Annotated in this window: 20 protein-coding genes; 8 read left to right on the top strand and 12 right to left on the bottom strand. The window is 71.5% G+C overall.

Features of this window, described 5'->3' with window-relative positions:
• Positions 1–112 precede the first annotated feature (112 nt).
• From ACZ5XZ_RS10095 to pdhA, 3 genes are read right to left on the bottom strand one after another with little or no spacing between them, the layout of a single operon-like run.
• A complete protein-coding gene (locus ACZ5XZ_RS10095) occupies positions 113–1,570 on the bottom strand; it encodes a dihydrolipoamide acetyltransferase family protein (protein ID WP_468976066.1) in 1,458 nt (485 codons plus the stop codon).
• Complete coding sequence (locus ACZ5XZ_RS10090) at positions 1,570–2,604, bottom strand: alpha-ketoacid dehydrogenase subunit beta (RefSeq protein ID WP_468976063.1); 1,035 nt, start codon at positions 2,602–2,604, stop codon at positions 1,570–1,572. The genes ACZ5XZ_RS10095 and ACZ5XZ_RS10090 overlap by 1 nt, the downstream gene beginning before the upstream one ends.
• On the bottom strand, positions 2,601–3,794 hold the full coding sequence (pdhA, locus tag ACZ5XZ_RS10085) for a pyruvate dehydrogenase (acetyl-transferring) E1 component subunit alpha (RefSeq protein WP_468976061.1): 1,194 nt from the start codon (positions 3,792–3,794) through the stop codon (positions 2,601–2,603). Before pdhA ends, ACZ5XZ_RS10090 begins: the two co-directional genes overlap by 4 nt.
• Before the next feature lie 224 nt (positions 3,795–4,018).
• Here pdhA and ACZ5XZ_RS10080 point away from each other — a divergent pair, with 224 nt between their 5' ends.
• Positions 4,019–4,537 carry an Lrp/AsnC family transcriptional regulator gene (locus tag ACZ5XZ_RS10080; protein WP_468976060.1) on the top strand — a complete coding sequence of 173 codons (519 nt, stop codon included), beginning with the start codon at positions 4,019–4,021 and terminating at the stop codon, positions 4,535–4,537.
• A gap of 15 nt (positions 4,538–4,552) precedes the next feature.
• Here the strand turns inward: ACZ5XZ_RS10080 and ACZ5XZ_RS10075 are convergent, their stop codons facing one another.
• Together ACZ5XZ_RS10075 and ACZ5XZ_RS10070 are read right to left on the bottom strand one after the other, a co-directional pair.
• On the bottom strand, positions 4,553–5,143 hold the full coding sequence (locus ACZ5XZ_RS10075) for a TetR/AcrR family transcriptional regulator (protein ID WP_468976058.1): 591 nt from the start codon (positions 5,141–5,143) through the stop codon (positions 4,553–4,555).
• Between the two features lie 11 nt (positions 5,144–5,154).
• Positions 5,155–6,666: a 3-hydroxyacyl-CoA dehydrogenase gene (locus ACZ5XZ_RS10070; protein ID WP_468976056.1), complete on the bottom strand. Its 1,512-nt coding sequence runs from the start codon at positions 6,664–6,666 to the stop codon at positions 5,155–5,157.
• A 147-nt stretch (positions 6,667–6,813) separates the two neighbouring features.
• Between ACZ5XZ_RS10070 and paaN the strand changes: the two genes are divergently transcribed.
• Positions 6,814–8,496, top strand: coding sequence for a phenylacetic acid degradation protein PaaN (paaN, locus tag ACZ5XZ_RS10065; protein ID WP_468976054.1), 1,683 nt, complete (start codon positions 6,814–6,816; stop codon positions 8,494–8,496).
• A gap of 54 nt (positions 8,497–8,550) precedes the next feature.
• Here the strand turns inward: paaN and ACZ5XZ_RS10060 are convergent, their stop codons facing one another.
• From ACZ5XZ_RS10060 to ACZ5XZ_RS10050, 3 genes are read right to left on the bottom strand one after another with little or no spacing between them, the layout of a single operon-like run.
• Positions 8,551–9,225, bottom strand: a complete 675-nt coding sequence (locus tag ACZ5XZ_RS10060; protein ID WP_399145894.1) for a TrmH family RNA methyltransferase — start codon at positions 9,223–9,225, stop codon at positions 8,551–8,553.
• Entirely contained in the window at positions 9,222–10,637 is a 1,416-nt protein-coding gene (locus tag ACZ5XZ_RS10055) for an HTTM domain-containing protein (protein ID WP_468976052.1), read from the bottom strand. Before ACZ5XZ_RS10055 ends, ACZ5XZ_RS10060 begins: the two co-directional genes overlap by 4 nt.
• The gene (locus ACZ5XZ_RS10050) at positions 10,634–11,305 is read right to left on the bottom strand and encodes a DUF5819 family protein (RefSeq protein ID WP_468976050.1); all 672 of its coding nucleotides are present in this window, start codon (positions 11,303–11,305) and stop codon (positions 10,634–10,636) included. Before ACZ5XZ_RS10050 ends, ACZ5XZ_RS10055 begins: the two co-directional genes overlap by 4 nt.
• 167 nt (positions 11,306–11,472) lie before the next feature.
• Between ACZ5XZ_RS10050 and paaA the strand changes: the two genes are divergently transcribed.
• The 6 genes from paaA to ACZ5XZ_RS10020 all read left to right on the top strand — a co-directional run bounded on the left by paaA (position 11,473) and on the right by ACZ5XZ_RS10020 (position 16,288).
• Positions 11,473–12,423 carry a 1,2-phenylacetyl-CoA epoxidase subunit PaaA gene (paaA, locus tag ACZ5XZ_RS10045; protein ID WP_468976047.1) on the top strand — a complete coding sequence of 317 codons (951 nt, stop codon included), beginning with the start codon at positions 11,473–11,475 and terminating at the stop codon, positions 12,421–12,423.
• A gap of 44 nt (positions 12,424–12,467) precedes the next feature.
• Complete coding sequence (gene paaB, locus ACZ5XZ_RS10040; protein WP_468976601.1) at positions 12,468–12,758, top strand: 1,2-phenylacetyl-CoA epoxidase subunit PaaB; 291 nt, start codon at positions 12,468–12,470, stop codon at positions 12,756–12,758.
• On the top strand, positions 12,758–13,474 hold the full coding sequence (gene paaC / locus ACZ5XZ_RS10035) for a 1,2-phenylacetyl-CoA epoxidase subunit PaaC (RefSeq protein ID WP_468976045.1): 717 nt from the start codon (positions 12,758–12,760) through the stop codon (positions 13,472–13,474). The genes paaB and paaC overlap by 1 nt, the downstream gene beginning before the upstream one ends.
• Positions 13,468–13,965, top strand: a complete 498-nt coding sequence (gene paaD / locus ACZ5XZ_RS10030) for a 1,2-phenylacetyl-CoA epoxidase subunit PaaD (RefSeq protein ID WP_468976043.1) — start codon at positions 13,468–13,470, stop codon at positions 13,963–13,965. The genes paaC and paaD overlap by 7 nt, the downstream gene beginning before the upstream one ends.
• Positions 13,965–15,008 carry a 2Fe-2S iron-sulfur cluster-binding protein gene (locus ACZ5XZ_RS10025; protein WP_468976041.1) on the top strand — a complete coding sequence of 348 codons (1,044 nt, stop codon included), beginning with the start codon at positions 13,965–13,967 and terminating at the stop codon, positions 15,006–15,008. Before paaD ends, ACZ5XZ_RS10025 begins: the two co-directional genes overlap by 1 nt.
• 146 nt (positions 15,009–15,154) lie before the next feature.
• A complete protein-coding gene (locus tag ACZ5XZ_RS10020; protein WP_468976039.1) occupies positions 15,155–16,288 on the top strand; it encodes an acyl-CoA dehydrogenase family protein in 1,134 nt (377 codons plus the stop codon).
• A gap of 163 nt (positions 16,289–16,451) precedes the next feature.
• On the opposite strand, the gene ACZ5XZ_RS10015 is transcribed toward ACZ5XZ_RS10020, so the two are convergent.
• The 4 genes from ACZ5XZ_RS10015 to ACZ5XZ_RS10000 form a co-directional block, all read right to left on the bottom strand.
• Positions 16,452–16,796 carry a rhodanese-like domain-containing protein gene (locus tag ACZ5XZ_RS10015; protein WP_468976036.1) on the bottom strand — a complete coding sequence of 115 codons (345 nt, stop codon included), beginning with the start codon at positions 16,794–16,796 and terminating at the stop codon, positions 16,452–16,454.
• Positions 16,797–16,806: 10 nt separating this feature from the next.
• Entirely contained in the window at positions 16,807–17,907 is a 1,101-nt protein-coding gene (locus ACZ5XZ_RS10010; RefSeq protein ID WP_468976034.1) for a J domain-containing protein, read from the bottom strand.
• Positions 17,908–18,472: 565 nt separating this feature from the next.
• Positions 18,473–19,942: a DUF2252 domain-containing protein gene (locus tag ACZ5XZ_RS10005; RefSeq protein WP_468976032.1), complete on the bottom strand. Its 1,470-nt coding sequence runs from the start codon at positions 19,940–19,942 to the stop codon at positions 18,473–18,475.
• A 305-nt stretch (positions 19,943–20,247) separates the two neighbouring features.
• Complete coding sequence (locus ACZ5XZ_RS10000) at positions 20,248–21,561, bottom strand: ABC transporter permease (protein ID WP_468976030.1); 1,314 nt, start codon at positions 21,559–21,561, stop codon at positions 20,248–20,250.
• Positions 21,562–21,576 lie beyond the last annotated feature (15 nt).

The following is a 21,576-nucleotide window of genomic DNA, read 5'->3' as shown; positions in this document are numbered from 1 at the left end:
AGTATCGCCAAGGGGCACCACGATCACACCGGTGTCGTACGTCTCACGGCTGTCGGCTCCGCCGCGGCGGCCGCGGCCGTCCCCGCCCCGGCCACCGCTGTGCGAGCCCTGGTCACAGACCCCGCAGCAGCACGGCGGGCTGCTCGACGCAGTCGGCCACGAAGCGCAGGAAGCCGCCGGCCGTGCCGCCGTCGCACACCCGGTGATCGAAGGTGAGCGAGAGCTGGACGACCTGCCGGACGGCCAACTCGCCTTCGTGCACCCAGGGTTTGGCGACTATCCGGCCGATGCCGAGCATCGCCGCCTCCGGGTGGTTGATGATCGGCGTGGAGCCGTCGACGCCGAAGACGCCGTAGTTGTTGAGGGTGAACGTGCCGTGTGTCAGCTCGGCCAGGGTCAGCCCGCCGGACCTGGCCGTTTCCGTGAGCCGGGCGATCTCGGCGGACAGCTCCTCGACCGTACGGGCCTGGGCGTCCCGCACGACCGGCACCACCAGACCGCGGTCGGTCTGCGCCGCGAAACCCAGATGGACCGCGGGCAGCCGGACGATCTCCTGGGTCCTGGTGTCGACGGTGGCGTTGAGCTGGGGGAACCGTGCGAGCGCGGCCGTGGTGATCCGGGCCAGCAGGGCGAGCAGCGACACCTTGGGAGCGCCCGGAACATTCATCGCCCTGCGGGCGGTGAGGAGTTCGGTGGCATCGGCGTCCACCCAGCAGGTCGCCTCCGGGATCTCCCGGCGGCTGCGGCTGAACTTCTCGGCGGCCGCACCGAGCATCCCCCGCAGCGGGATCCGCTCCTCGCCGGCCGTGGCGGGCCCGGCGGCCCTCGCGCCCGCCGTCACGCCCGTCACCTCGGCAGCGGCCGTCTCCCGCGCCCGGATCGCGCACTCGACGTCGGTACGGAGAATCAGGCCGTCCCGCCCGGATCCCGTCACCTCCCGCAGATCCACGCCGTTCTCCCGCGCCATCCGGCGCACCAGCGGAGAGATGACGGCCACCGAGCCGCTCCCGGCAGCCACCGCACCGGCCTCGGCCGGGCCGTGCGCACCAGCGACCCGGGCTTGCCCGGCAGTCTGCCCGCCGAAGGCCTCCGCCCCGGCCGCGGCCTCTCGCGGCGGCTGCGGCACTCCGGCCGCGGGGCCCGCTTCGCCCCCTGGCCGGATACGGCGCCGCCGCGCCGCCGCCGCGCTCGTGCCGTATCCGACGAGCACGTTCCCCGACCCCGCATCCGCCGGATCCGCCGGGGGAGCGCCGGTCCCGCCCGCGGGCGCACCGGAAGCCGATGGTGCCTCCTTGGGACCGCTGCCGGCCAGATCGTCCGGCACCGCGCCCACCGCGACCGTCACCAGCGCCGCGCCCACCGGGACTTCGGCGCCCTCCTCACCGAAGCGGGCGGTCACCACGCCGCCATACGGGCAGGGCACCTCCACCATCGCCTTGGCGGTCTCGACCTCCACCACCGGCTGGTCGATGGCCACCACCTCACCGACCTCGACCAGCCATTGCACGATCGTCGCCTCGGTGAGGCCCTCCCCCAGGTCGGGCAGGGTGAATTCGCGGACCACGGCCATCACTCACCACGTCCCTCGGTCCACTCCGACTCCCACTGGAGGCGGGCGACGGTGTCCAGAATCCGGTCCACGCCCGGCAGGTGATGCCGCTCCAGCATCGGCGGCGGATAGGGGATGTCGAAGCCGGCGACGCGCAGCACCGGCGCCTCCAGGTGGTGGAAGCAGCGTTCGGTGATCCGTGCGGCGATCTCCCCTCCGGGACCGCCGAACCCGTTGGACTCATGGACGATCACGGCCCGTCCGGTGCGCCGCACCGACGCGCAGACCGTGTCGTCGTCGAACGGCATCAGCGAGCGCAGATCGACCACTTCCAGGTCCCAGCCCTCGGCGCGCGCGGCCTCGGCGGCCTCCAGGCAGACCGGGAGCGACGGGCCGTAGGTGATCAGGGTGGCGCTGCTGCCGCGGCGCCGGACCTCGGCCCGTCCCAGCGGGGCGACCGGGGCGGGGGCGTCGGGCGACCAGTCGGCCTTGGACCAGTAGAGCCGCTTGGGCTCCAGGAAGACGACCGGGTCGTCGGAGGCGATGGCGGCGCGCAGCAGCCCGTAGGCGTCCTCGACGGTCGCCGGGGTGACGACCTGGAGTCCGGGGGTGGCGAGGTAGTACGCCTCGGAGGAGTCGCTGTGGTGCTCGACGCCGCCGATCCCGCCGCCGTAGGGGACGCGGATGGTCAGCGGCATCGGCAGCGCGCCGCGGGTGCGGTTGCGCATCCGGGCGACATGGCTGATCAGCTGCTCGAACGCCGGGTAGGCGAACGCGTCGAACTGCATCTCGACGACCGGTCGCAGGCCGTACATCGCCATGCCGACGGCGGTGCCCAGGATGCCGGCCTCGGCGAGCGCGGTGTCCGTGCAGCGGTCCTCGCCGAACTCCTTGGCCAGGCCGTCGGTGACCCGGAAAACTCCGCCCAGGGCGCCGACGTCCTCGCCCATGACATGGACGGACGGGTCCTCGGCCATGGCGTCGTGCAGCGCACGGGTCAGCGCCTGCGCCATGGTGGCGGGCTTGCGCGCGGTCGCCGGAGCGGTGGTCGTCATGGCCTGGCCTCCTTGGCGGACCCTTCGGTGCCCGCTGCGTCCTCGGTTTCTCCGGCGGCCTCGGCATCCAGCTCGGCACGCAACTGTGCCGCCTGCGCGCGCAGTTGGCTGGTCTGCTCGGCGAATACGTGGTGGAACAGGTCCATCGGGTCCAGCTCCGGGTCGGCGTTCATCCCGTCGCGCAGATCGGCCGCCATCTGCTCGGCGCTCTCCCGGGTGGTGCCGACGAAGGCGTCGGTCAGCAGATCGCGAGCCGCCAACTCGTGCTCCAGAAGGGCTATCGGGTCGTGCGCCTTCCAGGTCTCGACCTCGGCGTCGGTGCGGTAGCGGGTGGCGTCGTCGGCGTTGGTGTGGGCCTCGATGCGGTAGGTGACGGCCTCGACCAGGGTGGGGCCGCCGCCCCGGCGGGCGCGCTGCACGGCCTCGGTGAGCACCTCGTGCATCGCGGGCGCGTCGTTGCCGTCGACCAGGCGGCCCGGCATGCCGTATCCGACCGCCTTGTGGGCGAGCGACGGCGCGGCGGTCTGCTTGGCGAGCGGCACGGAGATCGCGAAGCCGTTGTTCTGGACGAGGAAGACGACCGGCGCCTGCCAGATCGCCGCGAAGTTCAGCGCCTCGTGGAAGTCGCCCTCGCTCGTACCGCCGTCGCCGACCATCGCCAGTGCCACCACGTCGTCGCCCTTGAGGCGGGCGGCGTGCGCCAGGCCGACGGCGTGCGGGAGCTGGGTGGCCAGGGGGGTGCACAGCGGGGCGATGCGGTGTTCATGCGGGTCGTAGCCGTTGTGCCAGTCGCCGCGCAGCAGCGTGAGCGCCTGTACGGGGTCCAGGCCGCGAGCCACCGCCGCCAGGGTGTCGCGGTAGCTGGGGAAGAGCCAGTCGCGGTCTTCGAGCGCCAGCGCGGCGGCGACCTCGCAGGCCTCCTGTCCGGTGGAGGACGGGTAGACCGCCAGGCGTCCCTGCCGGGTCAGGGCCGTGGCCTGGGCGTTGTAGCGGCGGCCGCGCACCAGCTGGGCGTACAGCCGGGTGAGAAGTCCGGAGTCGAGCCGGGCCGCCGCGTCCGTCCCCAGGATGCGGTACGGCTCCTCGTCGGGCAGGAGGGGCGCGGGATCGACGCGGGGGCGCCAGGCGGGCGGCGGGCCGGCCAGGCTGCTTTTGTTCCTGCTGCTGCCGGGCTGCTCGAGGACCGTCATGTCGAGCACCTCCTCGGATCGAAGGGGTGGCGCGATGCGCCTCATGTGGGTGGTGGGCGGACGGCTGATGGGCAGGATGGAACTGGTCGGGGCGGGTGCGCCCTTCCCTACCGATTGTTCGGTCGCCAGTGCAATTTGGCTACAGGCGGGTCAAGCCTGTGGACAAACGGTTCTCCACAGCTTGAGATGAAGACAGGGCGTCCACAAAGGGGAGGCGGGACCATATGCCGGACGAACAGATGGCCCACACCGGCGGGCTGCCGCCGGCGGCACCCGCCCCGTCATCGCCGGCCGCACGCCCGCTGGACACCATCGACCGCTCGATCCTGCGCATGCTGCAGAACGACGGCCGGGCCTCGATACGCTCCGTCGCCGAGCGCGTGCACGTCTCGCGCGCCAACGCCTACGCGCGGATCAACCGGCTGATCGACGACGGGGTGATCCGCGGCTTCAGCGCCCTCGTCGACCAGGAGAGGGCAGGCCAGGGCGCCTCGGCGTATATCACCCTGAAGATCGTCCAGAATTCCTGGCGGACCGTGCGCAAGCAGCTCACGGCGCTGCCGGGCGCCACCCACATCGCGCTGGTCAGCGGCGATTTCGATGTGCTTCTACTGGTGCACACGAAGGACAACCGCGAGCTGCGGGAGCTCGTCCTCACCCGTATCCAGTCGATACCGGAGGTGCTCAGCACCCGCACCCTGCTGGTCTTCGAGGAGACCGACCTGGGGCCGGAAGAGGAGTAGGTAGGCCCGCCGCCGTCAGGGCTTGCGCAGCCCTGCGAACGCCGTGCGCACCACGGCCTCGGCGACCTCGTCACGGCTCACCGCGCCCCGGCGCCCCGGCCGGTACCACTCCACAATCGAGTTGATCATGCCGAAGAGCAGCCGGGTCGCCAGCCGGATATCCACGTCGTCCCGCAGGTCACCGTCGGACGCAGCCTGCTGGAGCAGGTCGGCGACCTCGTGGTCGAACTCCCGGCGGCGCTCCATGGCCCACCGCTCGGTGTCCGTATTGCCGCGCACCCTCAGCAGCAGCGTCACATAGGGGAGTTCGTCCATCAGCACCTCGGCCACGCGCCGGGTGACGTACTCCAGCCGCTCGATCGCACGGCCCTGACCGGCGCCCGGCTCCTCCAGCACGCCGAACAGTCCGTCCAGGGCGCGGCTTATGGCGCGGCGCAGCAGCTCTTCCTTGCTGCGCACGTGGTGGTAGATCGAGGACTTCGAGATGCCGGCCGCCTTGGAGAGGTGCTCCATGGACGTGCCGTCGTAGCCGCGCTCGATGAACACCTCGACGGCGACCGCGAGCAGCGAATCGGGCGTGTAGGTGTCGCGCTTGGCCATGGTCATGATTAGAGCACCTATTCCTCGAGGTCCGCACGGCGCCGCAGCGCCCAGGACGGTACGTAGCGTCCGCCGGCGTTCTGGTGGTGCATCGAGTCCAGCAGATCCCACACCCATCGGGCGCCCAGCAGCTCGACCCACTCCATGGGGCCGCCGGGGTAGTTCACGCCCAGCCGCATGGCCGTGTCGATGTCCTCAGGGGTCGCCACCTCGCGGGCCGCGGCGTCCACGGCGAAGTCGACGATCATCGCGATCGTCCGGGCGACGATCATGCCGGGCACGTCCTCGATCACGCTGACCTGCTTGCCCAGCGCCTGGAAGAGCCCGACGGCCTCCGCGAGATCCGCCTCGGAGCAGGCGTGGGAGGCGGCGAGGGCGATCCGGGTCGCGGACCGGTAGTCGAGCGCGAGGTCGAAGCGGATGTACTTGCCGTAGACGATGCTCGTCGCCGGATAGCCGTTGGTCAGCGCCAGGCACGCCCCACCGGGCAGCCGGATGAAACCCTCCGACTCCCCCGGCGTGCGGTCGCGGGTGACGGTGATGCCCGCCTCCTCGATCAGCTCCCGCAGCACCGCGGCGGGGCCAGGCAGCTTGGCGTGCACCGCGACGGCCGCCGGGGCGGGAGCGGGCGCGGCGGTCTGCGGCTCGGGCCGGCGGGCCCCCTCGGCGTAGTCGAACCATCCACGCCCCGATTTGCGGCCGTGCAGCCCGGACTCCACCAGTCGGCGCTGCGCCAGCGAGGGGGTGAACTTCGGGTCCTGGAAGAAGGCGGTCCACACGGAGTGGGTGACCGCCTCGTTCACGTCCTGCCCGATGAGGTCGGTCAGTTCGAAGGGGCCCATCTTGAAGCCGGCGCCCTCGCGCAGCAGGGCGTCGATGGTGGCGGGGTCGGCGACGCGCTCCTCGTAGGCGCGCAGGGCCTCGGCGTAGAACGGGCGGGCGATGCGGTTGACGATGAAGCCGGGGGTGTCGGCGCAGCGCACCGGCTTCTTGCCCCAGGCGGCGGCGGTGTCGTACGCGGCCGTGGCGGCGGCCTCGTCGGTGGCGAACCCGCTGATCACCTCGACCAGGGGGAGCAGCGGCGCGGGGTTGAAGAAGTGCAGGCCCACACAGCGGCCGGGGTGCCGCAGCCGGCCCGCGACCGCGGTCACGGACAGCGAGGACGTGTTGGTGGCCAGCAGACAGTCCGCTGCCACGACGTCCTCCAGAGCGGTGAACAGCTCCTGTTTGGCGGGGAGTTGCTCCAGGATCGCCTCGATGACCAGCGCGGCGTCGGCCAGCTCCGCAAGGGCGGCCGCGGGGGAGAGGCGCGCGCGGGCCGCGTCCCGCTCGTCCGCCGAAATCCGGCCCTTTTCGACGAGCCGGTCGAGCCTTCCCCCGATCGCCTCGGCGGCCTGCTCCGCACGGCCGGGGGCGGCGTCGTAGAGGCGTACGCGATGGCCGGCGACCAGCGCCACCTGCGCGATGCCCTGCCCCATCGTGCCGGTCCCCACTACTGCCACGGTGCTGCTGGTCGCGATTGCCGTCATGCCAGTTGATCCTCCCCGACCGACTTTTCCACAGGCCGGCCGGACCCTCTTGCCCCGACCGATCGTTCGGTTACTCTAACTCTGTTGCCTTGTCCGCTCCCAGTCCCCATCCACTCTCCGCCCAGCTCGACGAGGAGTTGGTCATCGATGACCGCCGAAGTGACCGCAGCGCAGTTGATCGAGAAGCACCGCCCGACCCTCGACCAGACGCTGGAAGCGATCCGCACCCGCGCCTACTGGTCCCCGCACCCCGAGCACCCGAAGGCGTACGGCGAGAACGCCGCCGGCGACGGGCTGGCCGCTTTCGAGGCCCTGCGCGGCAAGCGGTTCGAGCTCGACCAGCCCGGAACCGACGACTGGACGGGTCAGGAAGTCTCACCGTACGGCCCGGAGTTGGGCATCAGCTATCCGCATCCGGATGTGGAGGTGCTGCTGCCGGCGATGCGTGCCGCGATCCCGGCTTGGCGGGACGCGGGCCCGGAGGCCCGTGCGGCGGTGTGTCTGGAGATCCTGTCCCGGATCAGCGCGCGCACCCATGAGTTCGCGCAGGCCGTGATGCACACCAGCGGCCAGGCCTTCATGATGGCGTTCCAGGCCGGCGGGCCGCACGCCCAGGATCGCGGCCTGGAGGCGGTGGCCTATGCGTACGCCGAGCAGGTCCGCACCCCGGAGCAGGCGCCGTGGTCCAAGCCGCAGGGCAAGCGCGAGCCGCTGGAGCTGGCCAAGTCCTTCACGGCGGTGCCGCGTGGTGTCGCCCTGGTGATCGGCTGCAACACCTTCCCGACCTGGAACGGCTATCCGGGCCTGTTCGCCTCTCTGGCCACCGGCAACCCGGTGCTGGTCAAGCCGCATCCGCGGGCCGTGCTGCCGCTGGCGCTGACCGTCGAGGTGGCCCGTGAGGTGCTCACCGAGGCCGGGTTCCCCGCCGACCTGGTGTGCCTGGCCGTGGACAAGCCGGGCGAGGGCCTGGCCAAGGCGCTGGCCGTCCGCCCCGAGGTCCGCATCATCGACTACACCGGCTCGACCGCCTTCGGCGACTGGCTGGAGACGCACGCCCGGCAGGCGCAGGTCTTCACGGAGAAGGCCGGCGTCAACACCGTCGTCATCGAGTCCACCGACGACTACAAGGGCATGCTCAGCAACCTGGCCTTCTCGCTGTCGCTCTACAGCGGCCAGATGTGCACCACCCCGCAGAATCTGCTGATCCCCCGGGACGGCATCACCACGGACGCCGGACCGAAGTCGTACGACGAGGTGGTCAGCGATCTCGCGGGCGCGGTCAGCGGCCTGCTGGGCGACGACGCACGCGCCAACGCCCTGCTGGGCGCGATCGTCAATCCGCAGGTCAAGGAGCGGATCGAGGCCGCTTCCGGGCTGGGCGAGGTGGCGCTGGCCTCCCGCGAGGTGACCAACCCCGAGTTCCCCGGGGCGACGGTACGGACACCGGTGATCGTCAAGCTGGACGGCGCCAAGCCGGACTCCGAGGCGGCATATCTGTCGGAGTGCTTCGGCCCGGTGTCCTTCGCGGTGGCCGTCGACTCCGCGGCCGACGCGGTGGACCTGCTGCGGCGCACGGTCCGCGACCAGGGAGCCATGACGGTCGGGGCGTACACCACCTCTGCCGAGGTGGAGCAGCTGGTGGAGCAGGCCTGTCTGGAGGAGTGCGCCCAGCTGTCGCTGAACCTGACCGGCGGGGTCTATGTGAACCAGACCGCGGCGTTCTCGGACTTCCATGGCTCCGGGGGCAACCCGGCGGCCAATGCGGCGCTCTGCGACGGCGCGTTCGTGGCGAACCGCTTCCGGACGGTGGAGGTGCGGCGGCAGGCGTGACAGGCCTTGGGGCCCGGTCCGTTCCGCCGGGCCCCAGGAGGACCCGTGTCCCCGTCAGACGGCTCCCGGGCCCTCGATCCGCGCATGGCGGCCGATCCAGGCGTGCATCGCGATGGCGGCCGCCGCCCCCGCATTGATCGAGCGGGTCGAGCCGAACTGCGCGATCGAGCAGACCTGCGAGGCGTGCCGGCGCGCCTCCTCGGTCAGCCCCGGCCCCTCCTGGCCGAACAGCAGCACACAGCGGCGCGGCAGCTCGGTCGTCTCCAGCGGCACGGACCCGGGGAGATTGTCGATCCCGATGATCGGCAGCTCCTCGGCCGCCGCCCAGGCGGTGAGATCCGCCGTGTCCGGGTGGTGGCGGACATGCTGGTAGCGGTCGGTCACCATCGCGCCGCGGCGGTTCCAGCGGCGCTGCCCGACGATATGGATCTCCTTGGCCAGGAACGCGTTCGCGGTCCGGACGACCGAACCGATGTTGAAGTCGTGGCCCCAGTTCTCCACTGCCACATGGAAGTCATGGCGGCGGGTGTCCAGGTCGGCGACGATCGCCTCGCGCGTCCAGTAGCGGTACTGGTCGACGACGTTGCGGCGGTCGCCGTGCGCGAGCAGCTCGGGGTCGTAGCGGGCGTCCTGCGGCCAGGGCTCCGGGTGCGGACCGACGCCGATCTGCGTCCCGTAGCCCTCGTCGTACTGGAGGGGCTCGGCGGGGGCGGTTTTCTCACTGCTCACCCCACGAGCGTATGGCCACCGCCGCCGTGCTCGGTACGGGCCGGCGGCACACCGCCCCCGGATCCGGTGCCCGCCCCGGGGGAGCCGCCGCGCGAGAACAGCCGTTTGCGCAGGCCCACGACGCGTGCGGAGAGCCAGGTCAGGAAGTTCGTCGGCAGGAAGACCGCATCCGCCGCGATCATGGCGAGCGAGAAGAACGGCAGCCCCAGCAGGAACGCGATCGAGAGGTGCTCGCAGATCATCACGACCAGCAGCACGTTCTTCAGACGCCGGTTGAACAGCGTGAACGGGAAGGCGACCTGGACGATCACGGTGCCGTAGGTGAGCACCATGACCATCAGGCCGTTGCTGCCGAGCAGGTCGGACAGCCCCGGCCAGGGCGAGAAGTAGTCCAGGTGCATCGGGTAGAAGACCGCGGTGCCGTCCTGCCAGCGCGTGCCCTGGATCTTGTACCAGCCGGCCGTGGCGTAGATCAGGCAGACCTCGACCATGATCACCAGCACTGCGCCGTTGTGGGCGAGCTTGGCGAGCGTGTCGAGGACGATGCGCGGCTCCCCTGGGGCGTAGCGCCGCACCGCCCACCACAGGCCGTGCGTCACCCACAGACCCCACAGGACCAGGCTCCAGCCGACGTGCGGGAACGGGCCGTTTTCGAACCAGTTCAGGCCGTGTCCGCCGGACAGCTGGGCGACGGCCAGGCCGAGGCCCAGCACGGCCCACAGCACGACGCCGGGCAGATCGCGGGTCGGCCGCTCGCCGTCGACGGACTCCGCCCGCTTCGCGCGGCGCGCGTCCAGCGACCAGACCTGCCCGCACCGGGTCAACACGAGGTACATCGACATCAGGTGGATGACGTTGTCGCCGCCGTCCCCTATGAAGATGCTGCGGTTCTGCAGCGAGAGCACACCCACCATGAAGAGCACCGACATGGTGCGGGTGCGCCAGCCGAGCATCAGCGCCGCGCTGGCGGCGATGGCCAGGAAGTAGACGACCTCGAACCAGCCGCGCCCGTCGGACCACAGCAGCGCGGAGAAGGCGTGATTGGCGTCCAGGAGGCGGCGCGCCATGTCCAGGCTCCAGGGGCCGTCGGGCCCGTAGAGGGTCTGGCGGTGCGGCCACTCGCGCAGCAGGAACAGCAGCCAGGTCGCCGCGAAGCCGATCCGGATCACAGCGGTCTGGTACGGGGCCATCGCCCGGCCGGTGACACGCGTGAAGCCACGGCCGATCACGCGCTCGATGCGGGTCTCCTCGTAGGGAGCGGGCGTCTCCTGGGGCGCCTGGGGCCCCCGGGATGCCTGCTGCTCGTGCTGGGCTTGTTGCGCCTGCTGCGGCACGTCGGTCGACTCCGTGAGGTGCGGGGGCAGTGGTGCGTGCGATGCGCTGTGCGGTTGCTGCGGCGTAGGTGACGTCACTGGTTCGTCGCCCCCTCGGGCAGGTCCTTTGCGGTGACCTGCCACCAGGGCAGCACGCGGTACACGGGCTTGGCGCTGATCTTCTCGGTGCTCCACGGCGGCGGGCTGACCGGCGTCGTCTGCGAACGGACCTGGATCTGCACCACGCGCGCGCCCCCGCCGGTCCATTCCTGAGACATCCGGAGCATCACGATCCGCCGGATGTAGCGCTCGGCCAGCACGCCCCGCGGGCCGACCGCGCGGTTCTGCGCGTCGTGGCTGTTGACGAGGAGTTCCCAGCCGCGGCGCAGCTGGTTCTGCTGGGTGTGGCTGGGAACCAGGTTATGGCGGATGGCCTGGCCGTCGCGGGCAGTCAGATCGGTCCAGCCGGTGGTCCGCGCGGCGCCGCCCTCAGTGCGCAGCTGCGCGCGGACCTGGACCGCGATGTTCTGCTGGAGGGGGTTGGGCGCGAACAGCTTCCAGTTCTGCTCGTACTCGGGATAGACGTAGTCGCTGATCAGGGCGCCCTGCTGTTTGCTGAGCGTGTTCGATGGCGCGACGTGCAGAAACATCATCGCGAGATGGATCGCAACCGCGACGGCGACGGCGCAGGCCGCCACGCCTATGACGATCCGCGAGGGCAGCGAGAGCGCGGCCACCGACCGCGTTTCGTCCCCGTATGACTGCATTCCCGCCCCGTTCCCAGATCCCATGCGGTCGACTCCGCCTCGGAACCGTACCTACGCGGCCGCACCGGGCACACCCTCCCCTGGGTTATCCACAGGCTTGACACCCGCGGCCCGCCCACTCACCATTGAACCGAACGATCGGTCGGTCGGGAGCGAGGGGGCACCACATGACGACGATCGCGCCGGAGGAGACGGCCCGCGAGGCCGCATTCGAGGCCACCGTGGCCGCGGACGAGCGCATCGAGCCGCGGGACTGGATGCCGGACGCCTACCGCTCGACACTCGTGCGGCAGATTGCGCAACACGCCCACTCCGAGATCATCGGCATGCAGCCGGAGGCCAACTGGATCACCCGGGCGCCGTCGCTGCGCCGCAAGGCGATCCTGATGGCGAAGGTGCAGGACGAGGCCGGCCACGGCCTATATCTCTACAGCGCCGCCGAAACCCTCGGCACAGGCCGCGACGAGCTGCTCGACAAGTTGCACTCCGGCCGCCAGAAGTACTCCTCGATCTTCAACTACCCGACCCTGACCTGGGCCGACGTCGGAGCCATCGGCTGGCTGGTGGACGGCGCGGCGATCACGAACCAGGTCCCGCTGTGCCGATGCTCCTACGGCCCCTACGCCCGCGCGATGGTCCGCATCTGCAAGGAGGAGTCCTTCCATCAGCGACAGGGCTACGAACTCCTGCTGGCCCTCAGCCGCGGCACACCGGCCCAGCACGCCATGGCGCAGGACGCGGTGAACCGCTGGTGGTGGCCGTCCCTGATGATGTTCGGCCCGCCGGACGACGAGTCGTCGCACTCCGCGCAGTCCATGGCCTGGAAGATCAAGCGGCACTCCAACGACGAGCTGCGGCAGCGCTTCGTCGACATCTGCGTCCCCCAGGCCGAGGCCCTCGGACTCACCCTCCCCGACCCGGACCTGACGTGGAACGAAGAGCGCGGCCACTGGGACTTCGGCCCGATCGACTGGGCCGAGTTCCGGGAGGTCCTCAAGGGCAACGGCCCCTGCAACGAACAGCGGATAACCCGCCGCCGACAGGCTCATGAGGAAGGCGCCTGGGTGCGCGACGCCGCCGCCGCACACGCGGCCAAGCACGGGAAGGCCGACCGATGACGACACACCGCCCCACCGAGACCCCGGCAGCCGACGGGCAAGCGATGGCCCCGCCGGTGGACTGGCCCCTGTGGGAGGTCTTCGTACGCAGCCGCCGCGGACTCTCCCACACCCACGCCGGCAGCCTCCACGCGCCGGACGCCGAAATGGCCCTGCGCAACGCCCGCGACCTCTACACCCGCCGCTCCGAGGGCGTCTCCCTGTGGGTGGTGCCTTCCGCGCAGATCACCGCCTCCTCTCCGGACGAGAAGGACGCCTTCTTCGAACCGGCCGGCGACAAGCCCTACCGCCACCCGACCTTCTACGAGATCCCGGACGGGGTGCATCACCTTTGATGAACGTCACGGCCACCCCGGCCCTGCCCCTCGGGGACGACGCCCTGATCCTCTCCCACCGCCTGGGCGAGTGGGCCGGCAACGCCCCGGTCCTGGAAGAGGAGGTCGCACTGGCCAACATCGCGCTGGACCTGCTCGGCCAGGCCCGGGTGCTGCTCTCCCTGGCCGGCGACGAGGACGAGCTGGCGTATCTGCGCGAGGAGCGGCAGTTCCGCAACCTCCAGCTGGTCGAGCAGCCCAACGGCGACTTCGCCCACACCATCGCCCGTCAGCTCTACTTCTCCACCTACCAGGAGCTGCTGTACGAGCGACTCGCCGAGGGCGTAAGCGAGTTGGCTCCGCTGGCCGCAAAGGCCGTCAAGGAGGTCGCCTACCACCGCGACCACGCCGAGCAGTGGACGCTGCGCCTGGGCGACGGCACCGACGAGAGCCACACCCGGATGAAGAATGCCCTGGACGCCCTCTGGCGGTTCACCGGCGAGATGTTCGAACCGGTGGAAGGGCTGGAGTCGGTGCCCTGGCCGACCCTCCATGACGCCTGGACGACCCGCATCACCACCACCCTCGGGCAGGCCACCCTCGCCGTCCCCGAAGGCCCCCAGCGCGGCGCCTGGACGGCCGGCGCGGGCCGCCAGGGCCTGCACACCGAGCCGTTCGGACGACTGCTCGCCGAGATGCAGCACCTCCACCGCAGCCACCCGGGAGCGACATGGTGACCACCACCGCCCTCGAAGAGGAACTGCTGGCGCTCGCCGGCTCCGTTCCCGACCCCGAGCTGCCCGTCCTCACCCTCGCCGAGCTCGGCGTACTGCGCGACGTACGGCTGACGGCCCCCGACCGCGTCGAGGTGCGGCTCACGCCCACCTACACCGGCTGCCCCGCCATCGAGGCGATGTCCGCCGACATAGAACGCGTACTGCACGACCACGGCATACCCGAGGTCGAGGTCCGCACGGTCCTCAGCCCACCGTGGACCACCGACGCGATCACCGCCGAGGGCCGCCGGAAGCTGGCCGAATTCGGCATCGCCCCACCGCGCCCCACGGGCCCGGCCGGCGGACCGGTCAGCGTCGACCTCACGATCCGCTGTCCGCACTGCGGATCGACCGACACCACCCTGCTGAGCCGGTTCTCCTCCACGGCGTGCAAGGCACTGCGCCGCTGCGAGTCCTGCCGTGAACCCTTCGACCACTTCAAGGAGTTGTGATGTTCCACCCGCTCCAGGTCCGGGAGATCGAGCGGCTCACGGACGACGCGGTGGCCGTCACCTTCGCGGTCCCGCCCGAGCTGCGCACGACGTTCCGGCACACCCCCGGGCAGCACATCGCGCTGCGCAGAACGGTCGACGGCCAGGAGATCCGCCGTACGTACTCCATCTGCACCCCCGCCACCGACGAGCCCGTGCTGCGCGTGGGCATCCGCCTCGTCGAGGACGGCGCCTTCTCGACCTACGCCCTCAAGGAGCTGGCGGTCGGCGACACGGTGGACGTCATGGCCCCGGCCGGGCGGTTCACCCTCGCACCACGCCCCGGCCACTTCGTCGGAATCGTCGGCGGCAGCGGCATCACGCCCGTGCTCTCCATCGCCGCGACACTGCTGGCCCAGCAGCCGGACGCCCGCTTCTGTCTGCTGCGCAGCGACCGCACGGCGGCCTCGACGATGTTCCTGGAGGAAGTGGCCGACCTCAAGGACCGCTATCCCCAGCGCTTCCAGCTCATCCACACCCTCTCCCGCGAAGAGCAACAGGCCGGCCTGCCGTCCGGTCGCCTGGACGAGGCCCGGCTGCGCTCCCTCCTGCCCGCCCTCCTGAAGATCGACTCCGTCGACGGCTGGTACCTCTGCGGCCCGTACGGCCTGGTCCAAGGGGCCGAGCGCGCCCTGCGCTCCCTCGATGTGCCCCGATCCCGCATCCACGAGGAGATCTTCCACATAGACAACGGCGCCCCGGCCGGCCCGGCCGCCGCCACCCCCGCGCACAGCACCGTCACCGCCACCCTCGACGGCCGCTCCGGCACCTGGCCGGTCCACGACGGCGAGCCCCTGCTCGACGCGGTGCTCCGCAACCGCGCGGACGCCCCCTACGCCTGCAAGGGCGGGGTCTGCGGCACCTGCCGGGCCTTTCTGGTCTCGGGCGAGATCCGCATGGACCGCAACTTCGCCCTGGAATCGGACGAGGTCGACGCCGGTTACGTTCTGGCCTGCCAGTCCCATCCGGTCACGGAGAAGGTCGAGCTGGACTTCGACCGGTAGCGCCCGACGCGGTGTCCCGAGCGCACGCCACACCCCAACCCGCTCGTAGCCCCGCGCCTTTGACCGCTCTCGCCATTCCCAATTCCTGCAACCTGTTCTACCTTGACGCTTCGTCAGATCGAGGCGCCGCGCGGGAGGACAGACCAGTGGACTTCACCTTCACCGAGGAGCAGCAGGCCGCCGTCGAAGCGGCGACGGCCGTCTTCTCGGGGGTCGCACCCGACGGCGTGCCCAGCCCCGCGCTCACCGCGGGTGCGGTCGCCGACGATTTCGACCGCACCCTGTGGCGCCAGCTCGCCGACGCCGACCTGCTGAGCCTGCCGATCGCGCCCGAGCACGGCGGGGCGGGCCTCGACGCGATCGCACTCTGCCTCGTCCTGCGCGAGTCGGCCAAGGTCCTGGCACGGGTCCCACTGCTGGAGTCCAGCGCCGCGGCACTCACCCTCCAGCACTACGCCACCGACGAGCTGCGTACCGAGGTGCTGCCCCCCATCGCCGCCGGGGACCTGGTCGTGACCGTCGCCTCCGCCGGGCGCACCGGCCACGAGCCGGCCGAGCTCGCCGTGACCGCCCGCCGGGAGGGAGCCGACTGGATCCTCGACGGCACCCAGACCGCCGTCCCCTGGGGGCACACCGCGGACCGGATCCTGCTCCCCGCCCACACCACCGACGGCCACGCCGTCCTCGCCCTCGTCGCCCGCACCCGCCCCGGCGTCACACTCGACGACCAGATCTCCACCAGCGGAGAGCGCCATGCCGAGGTCCGGCTGGATTCCGTGCGTATCAGCGCCCACGAGATGATCAGCGACCCCGCCGCCTGGAAGTCGCTGCGCCACGTCCTGACCACCGGCACCTGCGCACTCGCCCTGGGCCTCGGCGAACGCGTACTGGCGATGACCGGCGACTACACCGGCAAGCGCGAACAGTTCGGGTTCCCGGTGGCCACCTTCCAGGCCGTCGCCGTGCAGGCCGCCGACCGCTTCATCGACCTGCGCGCCATGGAGGCCACACTCTGGCAGGCCGCCTGGCGCATCACCACCGACGCCCCCGGCCCGCTACCGGTCGCCGGAGACGTCGCGGTCGCCAAGATCTGGGCCTCCGAAGGCGTGCGCCGCGTCGTCCAGACCGCCCAGCATCTGCACGGCGGCTTCGGCGCGGACACCGACTACCCCCTGCACCGCTACCACGCCTGGGCCAAACAGCTCGAACTCTCCCTAGGCCCGGCCGCCGCCCACGAGGAAGCCCTCGGCAACCTGCTGGCATCGCATCCGCTGGGCTGAGGCGGAGCATGCCTTGAAGTACCGACGGGCAGGCCCCCCGGGAAACCGGCAGACGGAAGTCAGCGACGGGCAGGCCGTCGAACCGGCGGACCAGTGGACCCGGCGACTGCCCTCGCAAGACCCGGCCACAAGACCCGACTACAAAGCGCGCTAGAAAGGCGGGCTAGATGACCGTCCCCGAGCCACCCTTGCCGTCCGACACCGGACGGCCGGCGGCTTCCCAGGCCTGCATACCGCCCGCGACATTCACCGCGTCAATGCCCTGCTGGAGCAGATACTGCGCCACCTGCGCGGAACGCCCGCCGACCCGGCACAGGACATACACCTTGCCGCCCTCGGGCGCCGCCTCGGTCAGTTCCCCGTAGCGGGCGACGAACTCGCTCATCGGGATGTGCAGCGCGCCCTCGGCGTGCCCGGCCGCCCACTCGTCGTCCTCACGCACGTCCAGGAGGAAGTCGCCGGACGAAAGCGTGTCGACAGCGACCGTGGGTACAGAACCAAATTGCATGGTCACGACGCTACCCGACGAGCTGCGCGAGGTACGCCTCGCGTTCTGCGACATCGGCGAGCAGCTTCTCGGCGATCTCGTCCAGGAGCGCGTCCGGGTCCTCCGGCGCCATCTTGATCATCGAGCCGATCGCACTGTCCTCCAGCTCGGCGGCGAGGGCGGCCAGCAGTTCCTTGCGCTCGGCCAGCCACTCCAGCCGGGCGTAGAGCTCCTCGCTCTCGCTGAGCCGCTCCTCGACCGGTGCGGGACCGGCCTCCCACTCCCGCGCGAGTTCCCGCAGCGCCGCCTCGTCGCCCTGGCCGTACGCCAGGTTGACGCGCGCGATGAACGCGTCGCGGCGTGCCCGCTCCGCCTCGTTCCGTGCCAGGTCCGGGTGGGCCTTGCGCACCAGGTCGCGGTAGACCTTGCGAGCCCCCTCGCTGGGCCGCACCTTCTCCGGCGGCCGCACCGAACGCTCGGTGAGCATCGCCTGCGCCTCCGGGAACAGTCCCTCCGACCCCATCCAGCCGTGGAACAGCTCCTCCACCTCCGGCATCGGCAGCACCGAGGCCCGTGCCTCCCGCGCCTTACGGATGTCCTCGGGGTCGCCCGTACGCGCTGCCACGGCCTCGGCGATCTGCGCGTCCAGCTCGTCCAGCCGCGCGTACATGGGGCCGAGCCGCTGGTGGTGCAGGCGGGAGAAGTTCTCCACCTCGACCCGGAAGGTCTCCACGGCGATCTCGAACTCGATCAGCGCCTGTTCCGCGGCCAGCACCGCCTTCGCCAGCCGCCGGGTCGCCTCGTCCTGAGCGGCCTGCCGACCGGCGTCGACGCCCGGCTCGCCGCTCGGTGCGGCACCCGATGCGGCACCCGGTGCGGTACCCACCTCAACGGCGGGCTCGTCGCCGGCCCCGGCCGGCCCGGCGGGCGAAGCGGCCTCAGCGTCCTGGGCCGCCCCTGGCTCACCCGAGCCCGCGACCTGATCTTCCGAGCCGCCGCCGTACCCGACCTGGGCATCCTGCCCACCGCCGCGGGCGTCGGGTGCCTGCGAACCACCCTGGGCGCCCGATGTGCCCGGGGCGTCCGCTTGGGGCTGGCCGTCCTGCGCGTTCTCCGCGTGCGAGTTCGTCACCCGGTCAGCGTACGGCCCATGCCGGGGCTGGCACCTCCACCCCATGCCGGGGCTGGCACAGGCTTGGCACCTCACCCTCATGCCGGGGCTGGCACGGGCAGGCGCCTCCCCCCCCACGCTGGGGCTGGCACGGGCTGGCACCTCCACCCCCACGCCGGGGCCGGCACCTCCACCCCCACGCTGGGCCAGCACCTCCACCCCCGCGCTGGGGCTGGCACCTCCACACCATGCCGGGGGTACCTCCGACGCCCTCACGACCGCCGGTCCGCTTCGCTGCTTCTGGACCTTCCCCCTGCCCTCCCCCCCCCCCGGGGCCCCAGGGCCCCTCCCCCCACCCACCACCACCGCCGCCGCCAACCTCCCCAGCCCAGCCAGCCTCCCCAGCCGGCCAACCGCGCCAGCTGGCCAACCCCGCCAGCCGGTCAACCGCCCGAGCCCGCCCGCCCCCCGGCCGAACCAGCCCGGCACGCACGACAGGCAAGACAGACACGACGTGCATGACAGACACGACAGTCACGACAGGCCTGCCGGCGTCTCAGGCACGTCTGCTGACGGCCTCCGGGCCTCACACCCCCAGCTCAGCCGCGATCCGGCCGGTCTTCACCGCGGCGGTCAAGGCTGCATGGTCCGCTTCCGTACGGTCCGCGTAGGAGACGGCGAACCGTGCCACCGCCTCGTCCAGCTCCTCGCTCTTGCCGCAGTAGCCGGCCAACAGACGCGGGTCGGCACTGTGCGCGTGGGCTCGGGCCAGGAGGGCGCCGGTCATCCGGGCGTAGTCGTCCATCTGGTCGCCGGACAGCTGCGCCGGGTCCACGCTGCCCTTGCGGTTTCTGAACTGCCGGACCTGGAAGGGGAGTCCGTCCAGGAACCCTTCTTCCGGGCGACCGGTGCCGGCCGCCGCCCCGCCCCGGCCGGGCGTCGCCGCTATGTCCTGCACCGTCGTCCAGCCCAGCAGGATGTCGCTGACGACCTGCATCCTGCGCTGCCCGAGCACCACCCGGCGCCCCTCGTGTATCGCCGACGGCATGGGGAAACCGGCCTTCTCCACATACGGTGCCAGCACCGAGGCGCGCGCCTCCTTCACCTGCAGCACCAGCGGCTCGCCCCGGTGATCCAGCAGCAGCACCACATACGACCGCAGGCCCACACTGCCCGTGCCGACCACGCGGAAGGCCACATCGTGCACCGCGTACCGGGACAGCAGCGGCAGCCGGTCATCGGGCAGCGTCTCCAGATAGGCGGTGAGGGACGCGGCCACCGCGGCGGCTTCCGCATCCGGCACCCGCCGCAGCACCGGCGGCGCGTCCACGAACCGCCGTCCACCGTCCGCCGTCCGCTCCGTGGCCTTCGCCGCGAACCGCGCGCTGGTGTTCTTGCGGGCCTTGGCCGACACCCGCTCCAACGTCCCCAGCAGATCCCGGGCGTCGGTGTGCGAGACCAACTCCTCGTCGGCGATGGCGTTCCACGCCTCGGTCACCGGCAGCTTGGCCAGCAGCCGCATGGTGCGCCGATACGCACCCACCGTGTCCTGCGCCGCCTTACGGCAGTCGTCCTCGCTGGCGCCCGCCTCGCGGCCTGCCAACACCACTGACGTCGCCAGCCGTTTCACGTCCCACTCCCACGGCCCGTACACGGTCTCGTCGAAGTCGTTGAGGTCGATGACGAGACCGCCGCGGGCATCGCCGTAGAGACCGAAGTTGGCTGCGTGCGCGTCCCCGCAGATCTGTGCGCCGATGCCGGTCACGGGACCATTCGTCAGGTCGTACGCCATCAGGCCCGCAGAGCCGCGGAGGAAGGCGAGGGGACTGGCAGCCATCCGGCCGACCCTTATCGGCGTCAGCTCGGGCAGTCGCCCGGCGTTGGACGCCTCGACGGCCATGACCGGATCCGGCCGCCCGGCCGCGATCGAGAGCGCGCCCTGCTCGGAACGGGGCAGGCGCTCCCGCAGCGCCCGGCCGGCGGCCTTGGGCGACGGCCCCGAAGGCCCCTGCGTGTCCGCCCTCGCGAACCCCGGTACGTACGGCACACGCGACATGGCGGGCCACCTCCCCCTTCACGACCTGCGTCTTTCGTGTCTTGCGTACTTGTCGGCCCGCCGAGTGGTTCCGGCGTGCCGACGAGCAACGACGTTACCGACACTTCGTCGAAGCCCGCACAGCCTGTGGATAACTATCCGGCGGCGCCAGGGACCAGGACTCCCAGCACCCCGGCCGCAGTTCCAGCCCAAGCCGCAGTTCCAGCCAAGCCGCAGTCGCAACGGCAGCAACCGCCATGGCAATCGCAGCGCCAGTCACCACACCGACCACCGGCCGCAGACCACCGACCACCAACCACCACCCGCTAAACCCCCACCGCCTCCTCCAGTTCCTCCTCCAGATCCTCGTCCCCAGCCCCCTTAGCCCCCTCAGCCCCCTTCGGCTGCCGCGGCGGCACGGTGGCGGCCACCGCGGCGGCCGCCACCGCCGCCGCATTGGCGGCCGTCTCCGCCTCCGCTGCGCGCCGCCGCTTCTCGGCCAGCGCCGCCGCACCGACCATCAGCACGCCGACGACCAGCCACCACACCAGCGTCCAGAGGTGTCCGGACAGGCCGTAGCCGTCGAAGTAGACATGGCTGCGGGTGCCCTCCACGAAGCCCGCGCCGTTCCAGAAGGAGTGCAGGGCCGCAAAGAAGCCGTTCTGCATCTCGGGGCGGAAAATCCCGCCGGAGGAGGTGAAGTTGAGCATCACGAAGAGGGCCATCACCCCGAGCGTCGTCCAGCGCTTGAGGAAGGTGTGCAGGCCGGTGCCGATCAGCAGGATGCCGGCGGAGTAGAGCCACGCCATGCCCCACACACCCCACAGGCCGTGGTCGACGAGGTGGAACACGGGGCCCGCGAACGCCGCGCCGATGAGGCTGACCACGAAGGACGTGCCGATCGCCAGCGCCGCCCGGAGTCGGAGCGGCAGCACGGCTCCGGCGCCGCCGATCACCGCGACCGAGGCGTACGAGCCGATGCTGATCGCGACCAGGAGGAAGAAGACGCCCTGGCCGGTGGGGTCGTCCTCGGCGGTCGGCGCCACGTCGGTGACCTTCAGCGGGGCGCCCTGCTGCGCGGCAAGGGGAGTGAAGATCTTCTGCACCACGGAGGCGCTGGTGTCGGACCCGGCGGTCGCCACCAGCAACTCGGGCGCCGGCCCGGCCGGGCCCGCCGCTGCCGCCGCCGCACCCCCTACGGCATCCGTCGAAGCGTCCCTAGCACCATGCGCCTTGGCACCATGCGAACTCGCGCCCTGCGACCTCGCATCCCGCGCCTTCGCGCCCTGCGCCGTCGCGTCGATCACGTACGCGCCGAAGATGTCCTGGTGCTTGAGCTGCTCGACCGCCGCCGACCGGTTGCCGACGGTCCGCACCTCCAGCTCGCCATGCGCCCTGTCGTTGATCGACTGAGCGAGCAGCTGAGCGCTCCGGCTCGATCCGACGACCGCCACGGGCAGGTCGTGCGGCGCGGGGTTCGCGAACGCGCCCAGGTACGCCAGCCCCATGCCGATGCACATCAGCAGCGGGGTGATCAGGTGCGTCAGGACATGGCGCAGCCCGGTGGAGTGGGCGGGGCGTGCGGAACGGTGGCCGCCGTGTCGTTCGCTTCGGTGGTCGGGACGTCGGACCGTACTCATGGGCAGGCCTTCTCA

It is taken from the genome of Streptomyces sp. NPDC033270 (assembly GCF_055576575.1).
The sequence above is the reverse complement of the archived record's forward strand: the minus strand, read 5'-3'. Positions and strand labels throughout refer to the sequence as shown.

Coding starts and splice junctions, on each gene's coding strand:
- ACZ5XZ_RS10025 (WP_468976041.1), top strand. CDS start 13,965: ATGTTCCACCCGCTCCAGGTCCGGGAGATCGAGCGGCTCACGGACGAC.
- ACZ5XZ_RS10090 (WP_468976063.1), bottom strand. CDS start 2,604: ATGACGACCACCGCTCCGGCGACCGCGCGCAAGCCCGCCACCATGGCG.
- ACZ5XZ_RS10015 (WP_468976036.1), bottom strand. CDS start 16,796: ATGCAATTTGGTTCTGTACCCACGGTCGCTGTCGACACGCTTTCGTCC.
- ACZ5XZ_RS10000 (WP_468976030.1), bottom strand. CDS start 21,561: ATGAGTACGGTCCGACGTCCCGACCACCGAAGCGAACGACACGGCGGC.
- paaD (WP_468976043.1), top strand. CDS start 13,468: ATGGTGACCACCACCGCCCTCGAAGAGGAACTGCTGGCGCTCGCCGGC.
- pdhA (WP_468976061.1), bottom strand. CDS start 3,794: ATGACGGTCCTCGAGCAGCCCGGCAGCAGCAGGAACAAAAGCAGCCTG.
- ACZ5XZ_RS10095 (WP_468976066.1), bottom strand. CDS start 1,570: ATGGCCGTGGTCCGCGAATTCACCCTGCCCGACCTGGGGGAGGGCCTC.
- paaN (WP_468976054.1), top strand. CDS start 6,814: ATGACCGCCGAAGTGACCGCAGCGCAGTTGATCGAGAAGCACCGCCCG.
- ACZ5XZ_RS10075 (WP_468976058.1), bottom strand. CDS start 5,143: ATGACCATGGCCAAGCGCGACACCTACACGCCCGATTCGCTGCTCGCG.
- ACZ5XZ_RS10070 (WP_468976056.1), bottom strand. CDS start 6,666: ATGACGGCAATCGCGACCAGCAGCACCGTGGCAGTAGTGGGGACCGGC.
- paaB (WP_468976601.1), top strand. CDS start 12,468: ATGGCCCCGCCGGTGGACTGGCCCCTGTGGGAGGTCTTCGTACGCAGC.
- ACZ5XZ_RS10080 (WP_468976060.1), top strand. CDS start 4,019: ATGCCGGACGAACAGATGGCCCACACCGGCGGGCTGCCGCCGGCGGCA.
- ACZ5XZ_RS10005 (WP_468976032.1), bottom strand. CDS start 19,942: ATGTCGCGTGTGCCGTACGTACCGGGGTTCGCGAGGGCGGACACGCAG.
- paaA (WP_468976047.1), top strand. CDS start 11,473: ATGACGACGATCGCGCCGGAGGAGACGGCCCGCGAGGCCGCATTCGAG.
- paaC (WP_468976045.1), top strand. CDS start 12,758: ATGAACGTCACGGCCACCCCGGCCCTGCCCCTCGGGGACGACGCCCTG.
- ACZ5XZ_RS10050 (WP_468976050.1), bottom strand. CDS start 11,305: ATGCAGTCATACGGGGACGAAACGCGGTCGGTGGCCGCGCTCTCGCTG.